The 16,135-nt window shown below is 49.3% G+C and carries 18 protein-coding genes; 12 read left to right on the top strand and 6 right to left on the bottom strand.

Annotated features, from left to right (window positions below):
- The 3 genes from M2387_RS04100 to melA all read right to left on the bottom strand — a co-directional run bounded on the left by M2387_RS04100 (position 1) and on the right by melA (position 3,126).
- Positions 1-255 carry a SemiSWEET transporter gene (locus M2387_RS04100; protein WP_259047349.1) on the bottom strand — a complete coding sequence of 85 codons (255 nt, stop codon included), beginning with the start codon at positions 253-255 and terminating at the stop codon, positions 1-3.
- A 2-nt stretch (positions 256-257) separates the two neighbouring features.
- The gene (gene melB / locus M2387_RS04105) at positions 258-1,685 is read right to left on the bottom strand and encodes a melibiose:sodium transporter MelB (protein ID WP_259047350.1); all 1,428 of its coding nucleotides are present in this window, start codon (positions 1,683-1,685) and stop codon (positions 258-260) included.
- A gap of 85 nt (positions 1,686-1,770) precedes the next feature.
- On the bottom strand, positions 1,771-3,126 hold the full coding sequence (gene melA / locus M2387_RS04110; RefSeq protein WP_259047351.1) for an alpha-glucosidase/alpha-galactosidase: 1,356 nt from the start codon (positions 3,124-3,126) through the stop codon (positions 1,771-1,773).
- Between the two features lie 262 nt (positions 3,127-3,388).
- Between melA and melR the strand changes: the two genes are divergently transcribed.
- The 3 genes from melR to M2387_RS04125 all read left to right on the top strand — a co-directional run bounded on the left by melR (position 3,389) and on the right by M2387_RS04125 (position 6,366).
- The gene (gene melR, locus M2387_RS04115) at positions 3,389-4,348 is read left to right on the top strand and encodes a transcriptional regulator MelR (protein ID WP_259047352.1); all 960 of its coding nucleotides are present in this window, start codon (positions 3,389-3,391) and stop codon (positions 4,346-4,348) included.
- Between the two features lie 100 nt (positions 4,349-4,448).
- On the top strand, positions 4,449-6,020 hold the full coding sequence (locus M2387_RS04120; protein WP_259047353.1) for a sensor domain-containing diguanylate cyclase: 1,572 nt from the start codon (positions 4,449-4,451) through the stop codon (positions 6,018-6,020).
- 100 nt (positions 6,021-6,120) lie between these two features.
- Entirely contained in the window at positions 6,121-6,366 is a 246-nt protein-coding gene (locus M2387_RS04125; RefSeq protein WP_259047354.1) for a YmjA family protein, read from the top strand.
- A 77-nt stretch (positions 6,367-6,443) separates the two neighbouring features.
- On the opposite strand, the gene M2387_RS04130 is transcribed toward M2387_RS04125, so the two are convergent.
- Together M2387_RS04130 and blc are read right to left on the bottom strand one after the other, a co-directional pair.
- Positions 6,444-7,079: a carbonic anhydrase gene (locus tag M2387_RS04130; RefSeq protein ID WP_259047355.1), complete on the bottom strand. Its 636-nt coding sequence runs from the start codon at positions 7,077-7,079 to the stop codon at positions 6,444-6,446.
- Positions 7,080-7,241: 162 nt separating this feature from the next.
- Positions 7,242-7,769, bottom strand: a complete 528-nt coding sequence (blc, locus tag M2387_RS04135; RefSeq protein ID WP_259047356.1) for an outer membrane lipoprotein Blc — start codon at positions 7,767-7,769, stop codon at positions 7,242-7,244.
- A 216-nt stretch (positions 7,770-7,985) separates the two neighbouring features.
- Between blc and M2387_RS04140 the strand changes: the two genes are divergently transcribed.
- From M2387_RS04140 to M2387_RS04180, 9 genes are read left to right on the top strand one after another with little or no spacing between them, the layout of a single operon-like run.
- On the top strand, positions 7,986-8,420 hold the full coding sequence (locus M2387_RS04140) for a nuclear transport factor 2 family protein (protein WP_259047357.1): 435 nt from the start codon (positions 7,986-7,988) through the stop codon (positions 8,418-8,420).
- Positions 8,417-9,136: an SDR family NAD(P)-dependent oxidoreductase gene (locus M2387_RS04145; protein WP_259047358.1), complete on the top strand. Its 720-nt coding sequence runs from the start codon at positions 8,417-8,419 to the stop codon at positions 9,134-9,136. The genes M2387_RS04140 and M2387_RS04145 overlap by 4 nt, the downstream gene beginning before the upstream one ends.
- Positions 9,133-10,392 carry an NAD(P)/FAD-dependent oxidoreductase gene (locus M2387_RS04150; protein ID WP_259047359.1) on the top strand — a complete coding sequence of 420 codons (1,260 nt, stop codon included), beginning with the start codon at positions 9,133-9,135 and terminating at the stop codon, positions 10,390-10,392. Before M2387_RS04145 ends, M2387_RS04150 begins: the two co-directional genes overlap by 4 nt.
- 1 nt (position 10,393) lies before the next feature.
- Complete coding sequence (locus M2387_RS04155) at positions 10,394-11,116, top strand: DUF1365 domain-containing protein (protein WP_259047360.1); 723 nt, start codon at positions 10,394-10,396, stop codon at positions 11,114-11,116.
- The gene (locus M2387_RS04160) at positions 11,113-12,333 is read left to right on the top strand and encodes an SAM-dependent methyltransferase (RefSeq protein ID WP_259047361.1); all 1,221 of its coding nucleotides are present in this window, start codon (positions 11,113-11,115) and stop codon (positions 12,331-12,333) included. The genes M2387_RS04155 and M2387_RS04160 overlap by 4 nt, the downstream gene beginning before the upstream one ends.
- Entirely contained in the window at positions 12,330-12,824 is a 495-nt protein-coding gene (locus M2387_RS04165) for a DUF2878 domain-containing protein (protein WP_259047362.1), read from the top strand. The genes M2387_RS04160 and M2387_RS04165 overlap by 4 nt, the downstream gene beginning before the upstream one ends.
- Positions 12,812-13,339: a chalcone isomerase family protein gene (locus tag M2387_RS04170; protein WP_259047363.1), complete on the top strand. Its 528-nt coding sequence runs from the start codon at positions 12,812-12,814 to the stop codon at positions 13,337-13,339. Before M2387_RS04165 ends, M2387_RS04170 begins: the two co-directional genes overlap by 13 nt.
- Positions 13,336-13,866, top strand: a complete 531-nt coding sequence (locus M2387_RS04175; protein WP_259047365.1) for a DUF3833 domain-containing protein — start codon at positions 13,336-13,338, stop codon at positions 13,864-13,866. The genes M2387_RS04170 and M2387_RS04175 overlap by 4 nt, the downstream gene beginning before the upstream one ends.
- A gap of 12 nt (positions 13,867-13,878) precedes the next feature.
- Positions 13,879-14,838 carry a YbgA family protein gene (locus M2387_RS04180; RefSeq protein ID WP_259047367.1) on the top strand — a complete coding sequence of 320 codons (960 nt, stop codon included), beginning with the start codon at positions 13,879-13,881 and terminating at the stop codon, positions 14,836-14,838.
- An 8-nt stretch (positions 14,839-14,846) separates the two neighbouring features.
- Here the strand turns inward: M2387_RS04180 and M2387_RS04185 are convergent, their stop codons facing one another.
- Positions 14,847-15,860, bottom strand: coding sequence for a zinc-binding alcohol dehydrogenase family protein (locus M2387_RS04185; protein WP_462442473.1), 1,014 nt, complete (start codon positions 15,858-15,860; stop codon positions 14,847-14,849).
- Positions 15,861-16,135: the final 275 nt, after the last annotated feature.

Genomic DNA, 16,135 nt, shown 5'->3' on the forward strand with positions numbered 1-16,135 from the left:
CTATCCCAGGCGATACTTCATCACCAGAACAGGCAAAGCAAAAAGCAGTGTGAGGAGATTTGCCGCACTTATCGCCAGATCGTTAATCAACAAGCCATAGCAAAACCACAGTGTCAGGCCGCAGACAAACATGGCGTACATCAGACCTGAAATACCCTGAGTATTACGGGTTTTTATCACCTTAATGGCCTGCGGTAAAAATGATAATGTCGTTAAGCTTGCTGCTACATAACCGATGACAGAAGTCCACTCCATGTTTACGCCTTGAGTTCAGAATTGCTTTTGATATGAAGATTAACCGGCTCAAGATCTGCCGGAGTCTCACGTTTACGGTATTTATCCAGCAGATGGATCTGTACTTTTCTCAGCATATCCCCATTCAGTTTATAGAGCCGGAAATAGAGGAATAGCGTGACAAGGAAGAAAAATGCCGGTAAGGCAATCATCAGAAACTCCATACCGAGAACCGTGCTGGCACTTTGTTCGATATTCGGCACATAGCCAATCAGGCCGAGTACCAGGGCTATAAAAAAGGCCGCGACTGCCGATCCGCCTTTAACCACCATGGTTTGCACCGAGAAAGCGATACTTTCACAGCGAACATTAAGCTTGTACTCACCGTAATCGACAGTATCCGCCACCATAATCACCTGCAATACCCAGAACAGCGCCGTGCCGACATTGAGTAAGATCCCTGCCAGTGAAATCAACCAGATACTGTAGTTCCCTGAGAGGGCTATCCATAATAATACGCCGCCGCCCAGAATCGGCAGTATCGAGGCTCCTGCCCACAGAACCCGCCGCGATAAGGTTTTTACCAGGCGGGTGAAAAAGACCAGTGTCAGTAAGTTGGCGGCTCCCGCATAAGACATGTAATACGGGAATAAATCAGCATTACCAATAACATAGGTGAAATAATAAATTGCAAAACCAGAAATAATATTTGACGCTATATTGTAAGCCAGTGCCATTCCCAGCAGGCAAGAAAGCTGATCGTTTTTATAGATCAACGCCACAATGGCTTTTAATCCCAGCTGGCTGCTATCCGCAGTCGCATCATTATCCGATGAATAGACTTCTTTAACGTTACGCAGTGTGATGATGGTGGAAACCACAAAGAAGGCGATCAGCACCAGGGTAAACATCTGGAAACCGAACCCCCTGTCTTCTCCCCCGACATAGTGAACAAAGGGTAAGGTGACGCCCGCCGTGACAAAGCCAGCAAGACTGGCAAAAAAGCGTGGAAAAGGAACCAGTTGTTCTCTCTCGCGTTTATCCAGCGTAATGGTCGGCACCATCGACCAGAAGGGAATATCCATCAGCGTGTAAGTCATACCCCAGAGAATATAGGTGACACAAACGAACACTACTTGCGTGGTGCCTTCAAACAGATGAGCGCTGAACAGTAAAAAAAGGACGATGGAGTTAGTAATAGTCCCGAGCAGTATCCAGGGTTTGAATTTTCCCCAGCGAGAACGGGTGCAGTTAACTATCCAGCCCATTATCGGGTCGGTTACCGCATCCCAGATTCGTGCGACCAGGAAGAGCCCTCCCACCAGACCGACGGATAAACCAACAATATCGGTGTAGTAGTACATCAGGTACATGTAGACAATACCTATAGCGAAATCTTTACCAAACGCCCCAAATCCATAACTGAGTTTTGTTGTAATTGATATGCTCATATAGGGTACAGGGTCGCTGTTACCAGCGCCCTCCTTCTGTTATTAGATATGTCAGGTGCCGGGTAATCTACCCGGCGTTTGGTCATTATGCGCGATGCAGCCATGCGGGGAGCCAGTCCCCGTGTGCCGCAATCAGGTCATCGACCAGAGCATAGATCTCTTCAATACCCAGCACTGCAGAGGTATGAGGGTCAAGCATCGTGGCATGATAAACACGGTCGCGATTTTCGGTTAAAATGGCCTCTGTCAGTAATGTTTGCACATTGATATTGGTTTGCATTAATGCCGCCAGATGAGAAGGCAGAGTGCCAATATGGGTCGGTTGAATACCATTGGCATCCACCAGGCAAGGCACCTCAACGCAACATCCTTGCGGCAGGTTTTCGATCAGATTGTCGTTGCGCACGTTACCGTAAATAACGCTTGGCTCCCCGGTCCACAGCGCATTCATAATTGTGCTGGCATATTCCCGGGAAGGTTTGATATCGATACGCTCTGCGGTTTTGTACTCTTCCAGCTCTTTGCGCCAGGTGGCTAACTGCTCAACGCAACGTTTCGGATATTCGTCCAACGGCACTTTATAGCGCTCAATCAAATCCTCGCGCCCCGGTTTAATAAACCACGGCGTATATTCGGCAAAGTGTTCAGAAGACTCGGTAACAAAATAGCCCAGCTTTTTAAACATTTCATAGCGAACGATATTTTCACAACGCGGATTATCGTGGATATTGGGTTTCGGCGCCTGGCCGGATTCGTAGGCTTGCAGCAAATCAGGATAGATACTGACATACTCACCCTGGTCATTTTTCTTCTCAAGGTAGAGATAAAAAGCCATATGGTTGATTCCCGCGCTTTGATAACGTAGCAACGCCGGATCAATAGCTAAATCACGAGCCAGTTCCTCGGCGGTTCCCTGGACTGAGTGACACAGGCCTACCTGTTTAATATGCGGATAGCGGGCATACATCGCCCAGGTATTCATCGCCATCGGGTTTACATAATTGAGCATGGTGGCATCCGGGCAGACTTCGGTCATGTCTTCACAGATCTGCCATAAGTGCGGAATGGTACGTAACGCTCGCATGATACCGCCCGGGCCTAAAGTATCGGCGATAGTTTGCTCCAGCCCATGCTGTTTACAGACAGCAAAATCCGTCACAGTGCAAGGTTCATAGCCGCCAATCTGGAAAGCAACGACCACAAAATCGGCACCTTGGAGCGCGGCTTTTTGGTTCGTGTGACAGGTGATTTTCCCATTCGCGCCAGAGGAGTCCATCAACTTACGAACCACAATATGTGACTCTTCGAGGCGGGTTTCATCAATATCCATCAGGGCAATATGAGCTGATTTCAGTGCCGGGCGATGAAAAACATCACCGAGGATATTTTTAACAAAAATAGTTGAGCCTGCGCCGATAAAGGTAATTTTAGGTGCTGACATTTTCTTTCTCCGAGTGACAGATTAACCATCTCAGAGTGGCATGCAAACGGATGCTTCTCTTCCCTGTTCTGGACTGAGCATTCCGGAAAGTTCAGATTAATTTCACTGGGAGGGTTTATCTGAACTTTCCGGAAGTTTTAGCCAGGAAAGAAGAGAATTCAGAATATTTAGATGAATAATAAGCCTGAAACTCAGCCAGGTTCACAACGTAGTTCTCTTACCTGTGCGACAATTCCTGATGATTCAGGAATCGGAGAATAGAATGGATATCAGCTCAGCCGCCCTGCCGCCCGACCCGCATATGTGCAGTAGCACCGATAGCCACACCCGCAGCCCCATGTCGCTCTATTCCGAATACCAGCGCATGGATATTGAGCTACGCGTGCCCCATCTGATGGAGTCCTGCCACTGGCATGGCCAGGTCGAAGTGAATGTGCCTTTTGACGGTGACGTGGAATATCTGATTAACAATGAAGTGGTGCGGATCAAACAAGGACATATCACACTATTCTGGGCCTGTACCCCCCATCAGTTAACGCGCCCTGGCGACTGCCAGAAGATGGCGATTATTAACCTGCCGATGCACCTGTTTCTCTCCTGGCCACTCGACAGACAGCTTATCAATCATATTACCCATGGGCTGGTGATTCGCTCACTGACCGCGCAGCAGTTAAGCCCTTTTGAAGTCCTGCGCTGGCAGCAGGAGCTAAACAGCCCGAATGCGCAAATCCGTCAGTTAACGGTCGACGAAATTGGCCTGATGCTGAAGCGCCTGAGTTTGTCGGGCTGGGAACCCATTTGCGTCAATAAAATGACCCGGATCCGCAGTAAAGGTAATAATGTGTCGCGCCATGCGCAGTTTTATGTCAGTCAGATGCTGGAGTTTATTGGCGCCAGTTTTGATCAGGCACTCACCATTGAGCAAGTAGCCGAACATGTAAAACTGAATCCCAACTATGCCATGGGCATTTTTCAGCGTGTCATGCAGTTAACCATGAAGCAATATATCACTGCGATGCGCATTAACCATGTGCGCGCCCTGTTAAGCGATACTGACAAATCCATCCTCGATATCGCCCTGACGGCAGGATTTCATTCCAGCAGCAGTTTCTACAGCACCTTTAATAAATATGTCGGTATGTCACCACAGAATTATCGCAAGCTGCGGCAGCTAAAAAATACCCGATACACGGCAGAGCAAGGGTTTAGCGAGTCTGATTGATAAATTGATATAACAAGCGATAAAAGACAGTCGCTATAATCTATTTATGTTCTCCGTAAAAAAGCCGATAATGGGGAAAATATTCAAGACACGAAGACATATGCCAAGAAAAAAACTGCATCTGCGCACGCTCATGCTGATGTTATCTGTCGGAGGAATTCTGCTTACGTCCCTGTTATTACTCAGTGGACTGACGCTTTTCCAGAAGGGCGATATTGAAAATCGATTACTCGAGAACAACTTGGCTTATGCTCGAAAACTGGCAGATACCACTGACAGATATCTGGCGACTGCTCAGCGAGAACTGGCTTTCAGCGCCAGTCAGATAGGCTCGCTTAACGACCGGGAGCATTTGAAAAGTGAAGCCGAAAGACTACGCTTGCAGTCAGGCTTTTTCAATTCAGTTGTGATAGTAGATGACAAGGCAGTTATTGCTGCCGCCTCTCCTGAAAGCCTGCAATTGGTCGGGGTGAAACTGCACTCGAATGAGTCAAAGAAAGCCCTGACAACGAGAAAACTTTTTATCTCTGAGCCCTTCTTCTCCGCTGCGGGTAATTATGTTGTCTTTATCTCGCAGCCTTTATTCGATAAGGCCGGTGACTATATCGGTTTTATCGGTGGCAGCATCTATCTTCAGAAAGAAAGTATGCTCAGTGATATTCTGAGCATGCATTTTTATGAGAAAAGTACCGATGTTAGCGTTATCAATAATGACGGCAAGGTGATATTTAATCGTGACCCGACATTAGTGAAAGGCGAGCTTGATTTTATTCCCGGTTTGCAAACCCAGAAAATCACCGACCCAAATGGCCACTTCTTCAGCGAGGATAAAAGTGGCAGCAATCTTGTCGGCTATGCCAGCCTGAAACAAGCGGACTGGAAGGTCGTTATCTCGGGAGCCTCAGAAAGCGTCTCGCGGATCCTGATGCAGACAGCCGTCAATTCATTCTGGTTTACCCTGGTGATTGTCTTGATAACTATCACCGTGGTGACCATTTTTGCTGCCAAAATTTCCACACCGCTGGAAAAACTCGCAAACTTAACGCAAGAAGAAGATAGCGAGACCGCAGCAAAAAAACTGGCCAAAATTAAAGTCTGGTACCAGGAAGCGGAACATCTCAAACAGGCTCTCAATCAGCATCTGTCGAACATCACCAAGAGGGTAAATGCCCTCAACGATGAAACCATGACGGACACCCTTACCGGTCTGTATAACCGTAAAGGGTTTAGTACGCTATTAAAACGCTATGCGAACTCCAGCGAGCATTGCGTTATCGCTATTGATATTGACCATTTTAAGAAAGTGAATGACCAGTATGGTCATGATGGTGGGGATGCGGTGCTGATTAAATTCAGCGAAAGACTCTATAATCTGAGTACCCGTAAACAGGTAGTCTGTCGATTTGGTGGTGAAGAGTTTGTTATATTGCTGCCTTATACCGAACTTGAAGACGCGGCGGTAATTGCTGAACATATTCGTGTTGAGATCGAAAACACTGAGTTTCCGTATCACCATAAAGTCACTGTTTCATTGGGCGTAGCCAGTTTTACTGATAACGAAAATGATGTATATACCGCACTGCGTAAAGCTGATTTAGCCCTGTATGAAGCTAAGTTTTCGGGTAGAAACAAAGTTGTCGTCAGTAAACCTCAAGGTTTTTTCCACGTATGAAATAGAGTGACGGGAAGGACCATGGTACAGTGCAGTTTCGAGACTGGGTGACAGGCCCTTTTGCAAATCAGGCAATCGTTAATGCCCTTCAGGACAACATATGAGCAATGAAATCCCATTAAAATTTTATGATATTGTCGACGAATACGCGACCGAATCGGCGAAACCCGTTAGCGAAGAAGAACGTGACTCTCTGGCACACTATTTCCAGCTATTGATCACACGTTTAATGAATAACGAAGAAATCAGCGAAGAAACTCAGCAAGAGATAGCGAGTGAAGCGGGTATCAATGACCAGCGCATTGATGATATCGCGACCTTTTTAAATCAATGGGGTAATGAATAGTTCCCGTTGGTGACAATGATTACTCGCTCCCCCGCTACTATCAAATAACAGCGGGGAAGCCTCTCACCACTTAGTGATTACTCGAAGAATGCTTCAGGGTTATCAGCCAGTGAGATAAAGTTTTTACTGTTTTTATCCAGGGTGCGGATCCCACCACTTTCAATATCATAGACCCAGCCATGTAACCGGATGGCATTGTTACGCAGGCCCACAGCAACACAAGGATGGGTTTTAATATTATTCAGCTGCGCAATGACGTTTTCTTCCACCATGGCGTTAACTTTATCAGTTTCATTATCCCAGTGTTTTTTGTCCACCACCGCTTTTGCGGCATCGGCATAGTGTAACCAGTGAGCAACAGCAGGCATTGGATCCAGGCACTGACAGGATGCAATCGCTTTCATCGCACCGCAATTCGAGTGTCCGCAAATCACAATATCCGTCACGCCCAGAGCAACAACCGCATACTCAATCGTTGCCGATACGCCACCGGGTTCAGGTCCGAATGAAGGTACAATATTACCGGCATTACGTATAACAAACAGCTGACCAGGATCTTGCTGGGTCACCAGCTCGGGAACCAGGCGGCTATCCGAACAGGAAATAAACAGCGCTTTAGGGTTCTGACTGGAAGCCAGACTGCGGAATAGCTCTTTACGCTCCGGGAAGACCTCTTTTTGAAAATTGAGGAAACCTTCAATGATATGTTGCATAGCACGTTCTCTTTTTTTCAAATTTCGGTCTTATCATAATGCTAACATTCTGCCCGGCAACCCTTCCGTGTGAAAAAATCCATTTGCAGAGCACCGACAGGCTATGTATTCGCATCCAATGACAAATATTCTGCCTGTCAGTGCGCGGTAACGGGCGCAGATTTACTGTTGTTTTACCCACAATAACTCTTCGGTCGCAAATCCTAGCTGACTGGCGATGCGCAGATAATTAAGCTTTACCGTATCCGGGATTGTCGGCGTACGTGACAAGATCCATAAATAATCACGATTGGGTCCGCTCACCAGCGCATACTGATAGTTGTCGTCCAGCGCGATAATATTATAGCCACCATAGAATGGGCCGAAGAACGAGACTTTCAGTGCACCAGTGGTAGCGGCTCCGGTGAAGTAAGCTTTGCCTTCACTTTCACTCCATTTATTACTTTTTGGATTGTAGCCACGGTTCAGAACGCTGATACCGCCATCATTCCGCTCGCCATAAGTGGCCGTCACCTGTTCCAGCCCACGTTCAAAGCGATTTTCAAGTCGGGCTATTTCATACCATTTACCCAGGTAGCGGCTGGCATCAAACCCAGTAATCGGCTCGACACCTTTTGGTGGCGTCGGTGATTTACAAGCTACCAGCGACAGCGCAATAACCCCTGCGGTCAATACAGGCCATAACTTCATATGAACTCCTTTAATTAACACTCTCGGGCATCAGTAAAGGATATTTTTACCCTTTAGCCAGTCCGTGTGGACAGTATAGGGGGAAAAATGCCCCTGCTGTGTCGCCTTTCAGAAATCTTACCAGGATTATTGCATTTAAACTTAGACAAATTAAATTGTTTGTGTAAGTTTTGAAGGAGTGATTACGCCGCACTGTCCGTAACGAGGGTGAGACTCATGAGCACAATGCCATCCATCATCACAAAATTTACTGAGTACTACGCTGAGCTGGAAAATCAACCTCCTCTGGCGTTGACAACGCTCTATCACCTTGATGCAGAGCTCACCGACCCCTTTGGTAAACATCAGGGGCTGTTTGCCATTCAGACCTATTTCGCTCAACTGCTGACCCATGTCAGACACTGCCACTTTTCTATCAATAGCCTGATTCACAACGACCAACGGTTTACTGTCACCTGGACCATGAGCTGGTCACACCCGCGGATATCAGGGGGCAAAACGCTGTTGCTGGAGGGATGCTCAATAGCAGAGATAAAGGACGATCTGATTATTCGTCAGAGGGATTACTATGATGCCGGGGAAATGCTCTACGAACATCTGCCGCTACTGGGCTGGGCCATTCGCCGGGTAAAACGGAGACTACGCTCATGATGACCGTGCTGATTACCGGTGCCAGCTCAGGTATTGGTGCCGGGCTGGCAAAATCCTGGGCCAGCGATGGCTGGCATGTCATCGCCTGTGGGCGCGATAGCGAGAGGCTCAAGGCTCTGCAGACATTCAGCCCTAATATTACTCCGCTCGAGTTTGATATGACCGACAGACAGTCTTGTCACCAGGCACTCTCTAAGCGTCAGGCCGATTTAGTTATTCTTTGTGCAGGAAGTTGTGAGTATCTGGAGCACGGCCTGATTGACGCAGCTCTGGTTGAACGTGTGATGGCAACCAATTTCCAGGGTCCGGTAAACTGCCTCGCCGCGCTGCAAGCACAGCTGGTACCCGGCAACCATGTGGTACTGGTGAGTTCGATGGCTCACTGGCTCCCCTTTCCACGCGCCGAAGCCTATGGTGCATCAAAAGCAGCCCTGAGCTGGTTTGCCAGTAGCTTACGTCTGGACTGGGAGCCCAAGGGTATTGCTATTACGGTCGTATCACCCGGTTTTGTCGATACGCCGCTCACCCGTAAAAATGATTTTCCCATGCCTGGTCTTGTCAGTATTGAACAAGCCGTGAAAGCAATTCGTCGTGGTATTACAAAGAAAAAGACAGATATCGTTTTTCCGACCACGCTGGGTCTGCCGCTTCGCCTGTTATCCGCGCTTCCTGCCCTTATGCAGCGCGCAATATTACGCAGGATGGTGCGATCATGAAGATAGCGATTATTGGCAGCGGAATTGCCGGTCTGACCTGTGCATGGCGGCTGGCAGGTCATCATCAGGTAACGCTTTTTGAAGCACAAAGCACCTTGGGCGGGCATACGGCGACGGTTGATGTCACAACGCAGCAGGGAGTTTTTGCCATTGATACGGGATTTATTGTCTATAACGACCGTACCTACCCGCGCTTTATGGGTTTACTCAGTGAACTGGGTATCCGCGGGCAAAAGACGGAGATGAGTTTCTCGGTACATAATCCACAAAGCGGGCTGGAGTATAACGGCCATACACTGTTATCACTGTTTGCCCAACGCCGGAATCTTTTTAATCCTGAATTCTGGCGGTTTCTGAAAGAGACTCTGCGCTTTAATAAACTGGCCAAAAAGACGCTTGCCGAAGGTGTCGATGACTATGCCACGCTGCAATCATTCCTCGACAAGCATCATTTTAGCGCCTTTTTCGCACGTCATTACATCCTGCCAATGGGCGCGGCTATTTGGTCATCTTCACTTCAGGAAATCCGTAGTTTCCCTCTGCCGCTGTTTTTACGCTTCTTTGAGCATCATGGCTTGCTGGATATTACTCAACGTCCGCAGTGGTACGTGGTGCCTGGGGGTTCCCGCGAGTATATTCGGGCTATCCAGACGCAACTGGGTGACCGTCTTACCCTGCACCTCAACTCACCGGTTAAACAGGTTATTCGACATCCAGACGGTATCGAGATCAAGCTGGCGGGATCCACTCAACAATTTGAAGGGGTTATCTTCGCCTGTCACTCGGCACAGGCGCTGGCGATGCTGGAACAACCCAGCCTCGCTGAGCAGGAGATCCTTGGCGATATTGGCTGGCAGCGTAATGAAGTGGTACTGCACAGTGATGCCGGCTGGCTTCCGGTTCGTAAGGCGGCCTGGGCAAGCTGGAATTATCGGCTGAGTGAACAAGACCAGGCCAGCGCCTGTGTCACTTACAACATGAATATTTTACAGGGGTTAGCGAAAGAAGCGCCGTTGTTCTGCGTTACGCTAAATCCTGATGCCAGGATTGATGAAAGCAAAATCTGGCAGCGCTTTGTCTACGAACATCCGCTGTTTAATCCGACCAGCTGGCATGCCCAGGCCAGGCGCGGCGAGATTAACGGCCAGCAGCGTAGCTGGTTCTGTGGGGCTTACTGGTATAACGGATTTCATGAGGATGGCGTCCGTAGCGCCCTGGATGTTGTTCAGGCGATAGCCTCGGTAAAGGGACAGTAACATGAACAGTTGCCTCTATCAGGGCGTTTTACGCCATCGACGTTTCAGCCCTAAAACACACTGTTTCCGCTACCGCATGTTTATGGCCTGGCTCGATCTGGATGAACTGGAGGGGCTGAAATCGGTTGGCATCCGCCGCAATCGATTTGCCGCAGCGTCATTTTATGATGTTGACTATCCCTTGGGTAGTCCGCTTAAAGAGCAGGTTCTGAACCGTCTGGAAAATCTGACCGGTGAGCGCCCGGCAGGTCGGGTCATGCTACTCACTCAGTTACGCTATTTTGGGTTTCATTTTAACCCGGTCAATTTTTATTACTGCTACGAGCCATCCGGGCTATTACGCTGGATACTGACTGAGGTTCGCAACACGCCCTGGAATGAACGGCATTATTATGCTGTCGATGGCCAACAGGCAAAGCCTATGGAAAAAGCCTTTCATGTTTCGCCCTTTAATCCGATGGATATGGTTTATCACTGGCGTTTCAATAGTCCCGATAAAACGCTGCAGATGCATATCGAAAATCATCAGGAGAGCAAGGTATTTGACGCAACCCTGGTGCTCACCCGTGAGCCGCTGACGCGCATGACACTGCGGGCATTACTGCGACGCATTCCCCTGATGACGCTAAAAACCGTCTTCGCTATTTACTGGCAAGCGCTGCGCCTGTGGCTCAAGCGCGTACCTATTCACAGCCACCCTAAGAGTAAGAGTGAACGCTTATGACTAACTCTAGCTTTGCGTTTGAACCCGCCGTTGCGCGCAACGTCCGCGTCGCCCGCCGCCTACTCTTTCGTCTGTTAAACGATATTCGTGGGAGCGCTGTTACGGTTTATGAAGGAGAGCAGACATTTGAATTTGGCGAACGTTCTGCGGCACTGCATGCGGATATCCGCATTCTCGATCCGGTGGTTTACTGGCGGCTGTTAACCGGAGGGAGCATTGCTGCCGCGGAAACCTGGATGGAGGGCAAATGGGACTCGCATCAATTAACGCAGTTATTACACATTTTAGCGCTTAACAGCAAAGTAATGGGACGTCTGGAAAGTGGTTTTCGACTATTAGGCCGCCCGATTGAGCTGATACGTCACTGGATGCGACGTAACCATCGCCAGCAAGCACGGGAAAATATTGCTGCTCATTACGATCTCGGCAATGCGTTTTATGCCTCTTTTCTTGATGATGAATTGCTCTACTCCAGTGCACTTTTCACGACAAAAGAACAAAGTCTCGCCGATGCGCAAAAAGTCAAAATGGATCGTTTGTGCCAGCAGCTGGATCTCAGTTCTGAGGACCATTTACTAGAGATTGGGACTGGCTGGGGGGCAATGGCAGAATATGCTGCGCGTTACTATGGCTGCCGGGTAACCACCACCACATTATCCCGTGAGCAATATATCTGGGCAACTGACAGGATTGCCCGGGCGGGTTTACAGAACCAAGTGCAGGTCTTACTGTGCGACTACCGTGACCTGACCGGAAAATATGACAAGCTGGTATCGATAGAAATGATTGAGGCTGTAGGAAAACGTTATCTGCCCGCCTTCTTTCAGACTTGTCAGGAACGCCTGAGACCGGGTGGGAAAATGGCTATCCAGGCCATCACCATTCAGGATCAACGTTACCGCGACTACAGTAAAAGCGTTGACTTTATTCAGCGTTATATCTTCCCCGGCGGTTTTTTACCGAGTCTCACGGCGATGAACCAGCTGATGACCCGACACACCGACTTTGTGGTTCGTAATCTGTTTGATATGGGACCTGACTATGCCCGGACGCTGGAACACTGGCGGCAGCGTTTTATTCAGGCCTGGCCGGAGATAGAAAAACTCGGCTTTGATGAGCGCTTCCGGCGGATGTGGCTCTACTACTTAAGTTACTGCGAAGCCGGGTTTAATGCCCGAACCATCAGTGTCGTACAACTGACTGCAGAACGTGTATGAAACGCCCGGGCCAACTGATACTGGTCACGATTGGATTCGATATCTACTGGACGCTGGTAGTGATATTTCGCGAGCGAGGCCTCTTTTTATGGCTGGTTCTGGCGATACTGGCCTTTCTTAAGTTATCCCACAGACAGCGTCGTTATGCCTTGCTGCTGACAGTATGTGGCTGCGCCCTCGACATCGTCTGGGTATTGACCGGGCTGATGACATTTAACAGCGAAGCGCTGCTCCCTCTGTGGATGGTGGCGCTATGGTTAATGTTCTCAACGGTCTGGACCTGGCTTTCCAGCATCAGCACGTTATCCTGGAACAAACTGGTGCTGCTAGCCACCCTCGGGGGCCCGATAGCCTATGCTATCGGTGAACATCTTGGGGCAATTACCTTTCTGATGCCGGTCTGGCAGGTATTCAGCCTGATGCTAGCTGGATGGCTGATTCTGATGCTGTTTTTTCATCTGCTGATGAGGAGAACATCATGCGCACCTTAGCCCTGACTCTGTTATGGCTGGTGGTTGTGAGCCCATCAGCCCGGGCTGCCGACTGGTTAAACTGGCGCTCTGTGGGCAGCGCGACTTTTAGCTGGGGCCCCTTTACGCTTTATACCTCTCAGTTGCTCACGCCCTCGGGGCACTATGACGGTCCTGACCAGCACCAGGCGCTGGTTATTACCTATCAGCGGGAGATCGATGGTGAAGATCTGGTCGATGCCACCCGCGACCAGTGGCAGGCCCTGGGTATTCTGAAGCAAGAACCTCAAAGCGAATCCTGGCTAAGCATGCTGAAAACTCTCTGGCCTGACGTGAACCCGGGTAGTCAGCTGGCTTTTGTTTTTAGCTCTCAGCAAGGGCAATTCTGGTATCGCGCCAGTGCAGCACAAAAAACCTTTACCCCATTGGGCCCGCACCAGTCCGCGTTGTTTAGCCGCCAGTTTCTGGCTATCTGGCTGAGCCCACACACACAATACCCTGAACTGCGTAAGCAACTGATCGGAGGCGAAAAATGAAGCGTATTCTGAAGTCTGGTCTCGCAATGATAATGCTGCTGGCGGGTTGTAGTACCGAGGTCAAAGAGTACCAGGGCCAGCAGCCCGAGCTTGATATCTTCCACTATTTTCAGGGTAAAACAGAAGCCTGGGGTATGGTGCAGGATCGAAGTGGTAAACAGCTACGCCGCTTTCATGTGGATATTAAGGGTGAAGTCGTCGGTGATACCCTGACGCTCAATGAGCAATTTGTTTATAACGACGGTGAGAAGCAGCAGCGAATATGGCGTATCCAGCGTACCGGCACCGATAGTTTTCAGGGTACGGCTGGTGATATTGAAGGTATAGCTATCGGTCAGGCTGCAGGGAATGCCTTTAACTGGCGCTATAGCATGAATATCACGGCTGACGGTAAGACCTGGTTGCTTAACTTCGATGACTGGATGTATCTGCAAGACGATAAGCATTTGTTTAATAAAACAGAAATGAAGAAATTTGGTGTGACTGTTGCCACTGTCACCTTATTCTTCACCCGCAAAGGATCCTGAGAGGTGCATATCATGAGTACTCAGCCTGTTATTGGAATCAGTGGATGTCTGACCGGCTCTACCGTGCGTTTTGACGGCGGGCATAAACGTACCGGCTTTGTAATGGATGTGCTGGCACCCTGGGTGAGTTTTAAATCCGTCTGTCCGGAAATGGCGATTGGACTGCCCTCTCCTCGCCCGGCATTACGCCTGGTTCAGGACAGTCGCGATGCAATATCTATACGCTTTACCCAGTCACCTCATGAAGATTTAACCGACAGAATGCAGGCTTTCACCGCTTCGTATCTGCCACAACTTGAGAGTATTGCCGGCTTTATCGTCTGCGCGAAATCCCCGAGCTGCGGTATGGAACGGGTCCGCCTCTATGATGAGAAAGGCAATCGCGGTCGCAAAGAAGGAACCGGCCTGTTTACTCAAGCCCTGCTGGAAGCCTATCCCTGGCTACCGGTAGAGGAAGACGGTCGTCTGCATGACCCGATGCTGAGAGAAAACTTTATTGAACGTGTTTTCGCCCTGCACGCGCTGAATACGCTGCGTAAAAATGGGCTTACCCGAAGTTCACTGCTGGACTTTCATAGCCGCTATAAACTTCAGCTTCTGTCGCATAACCCGGCGGGGCAGCGTGAACTAGGTGCCTTTATCGCCTCACTATATCAGTGGTATGATCTGGGGGCATTTTTCGTGGCCTATCGTGACAAGCTAATGACATTGTTGAAAAAAAATGCTTCCCGGAAAAGCCACACGAATGTCTTAATGCATATTCAGGGTTACTTCCGAAACCAGCTGAATTCACGTCAACGAAGCGAGTTAAGCGAGGTGATCCTTCACTATCGCGCCGGATTTTTACCGATACTCGCGCCGATTACCTTGCTGAAGCACTATCTTGCCGAATATCCGGATGACTATTTACTGACGCAAAACTACTTCGATCCCTACCCGAAAGATTTAGCCTTGCGTCTCACTATCAATTAAACACCGACTCAGCCCCTGGCAACGACCACCTTGCCGGGGCTTCCTCCGGCCTCCACCAGACGATGAGCCTCAATCAGCTGTGCGGCATTAAACGGGCTCAGAGTATGCGAAACCGTGGAGCGTAAAACTCCGCTGTCCACCAGGGCAGCCACTTCATTGAGGATCTGATGCTGGACTATCAGATCTGCGGTACCCAATAGCGGGCGGGTAAACACCATTTCCCAGTGGACAGAGACACTTTTCACCTTGAATGGGGTGATATCCAGGCTATCGTGATCGTCAATGATCGCTATCTGACCGTGAGGGGTGATGATTTCAGCCAGCTCCAGCAAATGGACGGCTGTGTGCGACAGGGCAGCAATATTATTCACAGGAGGAATAGCCAGCGCCTTAATTTGTTCAGGTAATGGCTGTCGGTGGTCAATCACATGGTGGGCACCTAATGCCAGGCACCAGTCGCGGCTGGCTTGATGTGAGGCCGTGGCGATTACCGTCAGGCCCGTTAAGCGCCGGGCAAGTTGAATAAGCATGGATCCCACGCCTCCGGCACCGCCAAGGACTAACAGACTCCCGGCACCCGCAGGTTTACCTGGCACAACACCCAGACGCTCAAAGAGCAGTTGCCAGGCCGTTAATGAAGTGAGCGGCAGCGCTGCTGCTCCGCCAAAACTGAGTGTCTCAGGCATATGACCAACAATACGTTCATCCACTAAATGAAACTGAGCATTACTCCCACTGCGGTTAAAGGTTCCCGCGTAATAAACCTGCTGCCCAGGTTTGAATAAAGTCACGCATTCCCCGACCTCTTCAACAATGCCTGCAGCATCCCAGCCCAGGATATTGACGCTATCAGGGACACTCACCAGCCCGACACGAATTTTCGTATCAACAGGATTAACGGAAACCGCCTGTACCGCCACCAGCACGTCATGAGGCCCCGGCAGTGGACGAGGAAGCTCAATACCGATCAGGCAGTCAGCATCAGACAGTACCGAGTGACGGTAAAAACCAATTGCGCTCATGGAAAGCGATGAGGTTGTCATACTTGAGCCTCCAGCACCTGCTGCACGATATTTTCGATGAATAGAGCGGGTTTATACTGCTTGTGAAATGCAAAATAGGTCATGACATACTCCTGAGCGATCCCGGTGATATGTGCAGACAATATAAATACTCTGATTAAAGAAAAAGTAGCCTTAAGTTCCTTGATATACGGAACTTATTGTCCGGAATTAAAGCTAAACACCAGGTGAGAAGAACGGACTTGAGAGAGAGGATAATCAGTGAGGAACTGACC

This window comes from Klebsiella sp. BIGb0407 (assembly GCF_024807845.1).
In the GTDB taxonomy this organism is placed as follows: Bacteria; Pseudomonadota; Gammaproteobacteria; order Enterobacterales; family Enterobacteriaceae; genus JGM124.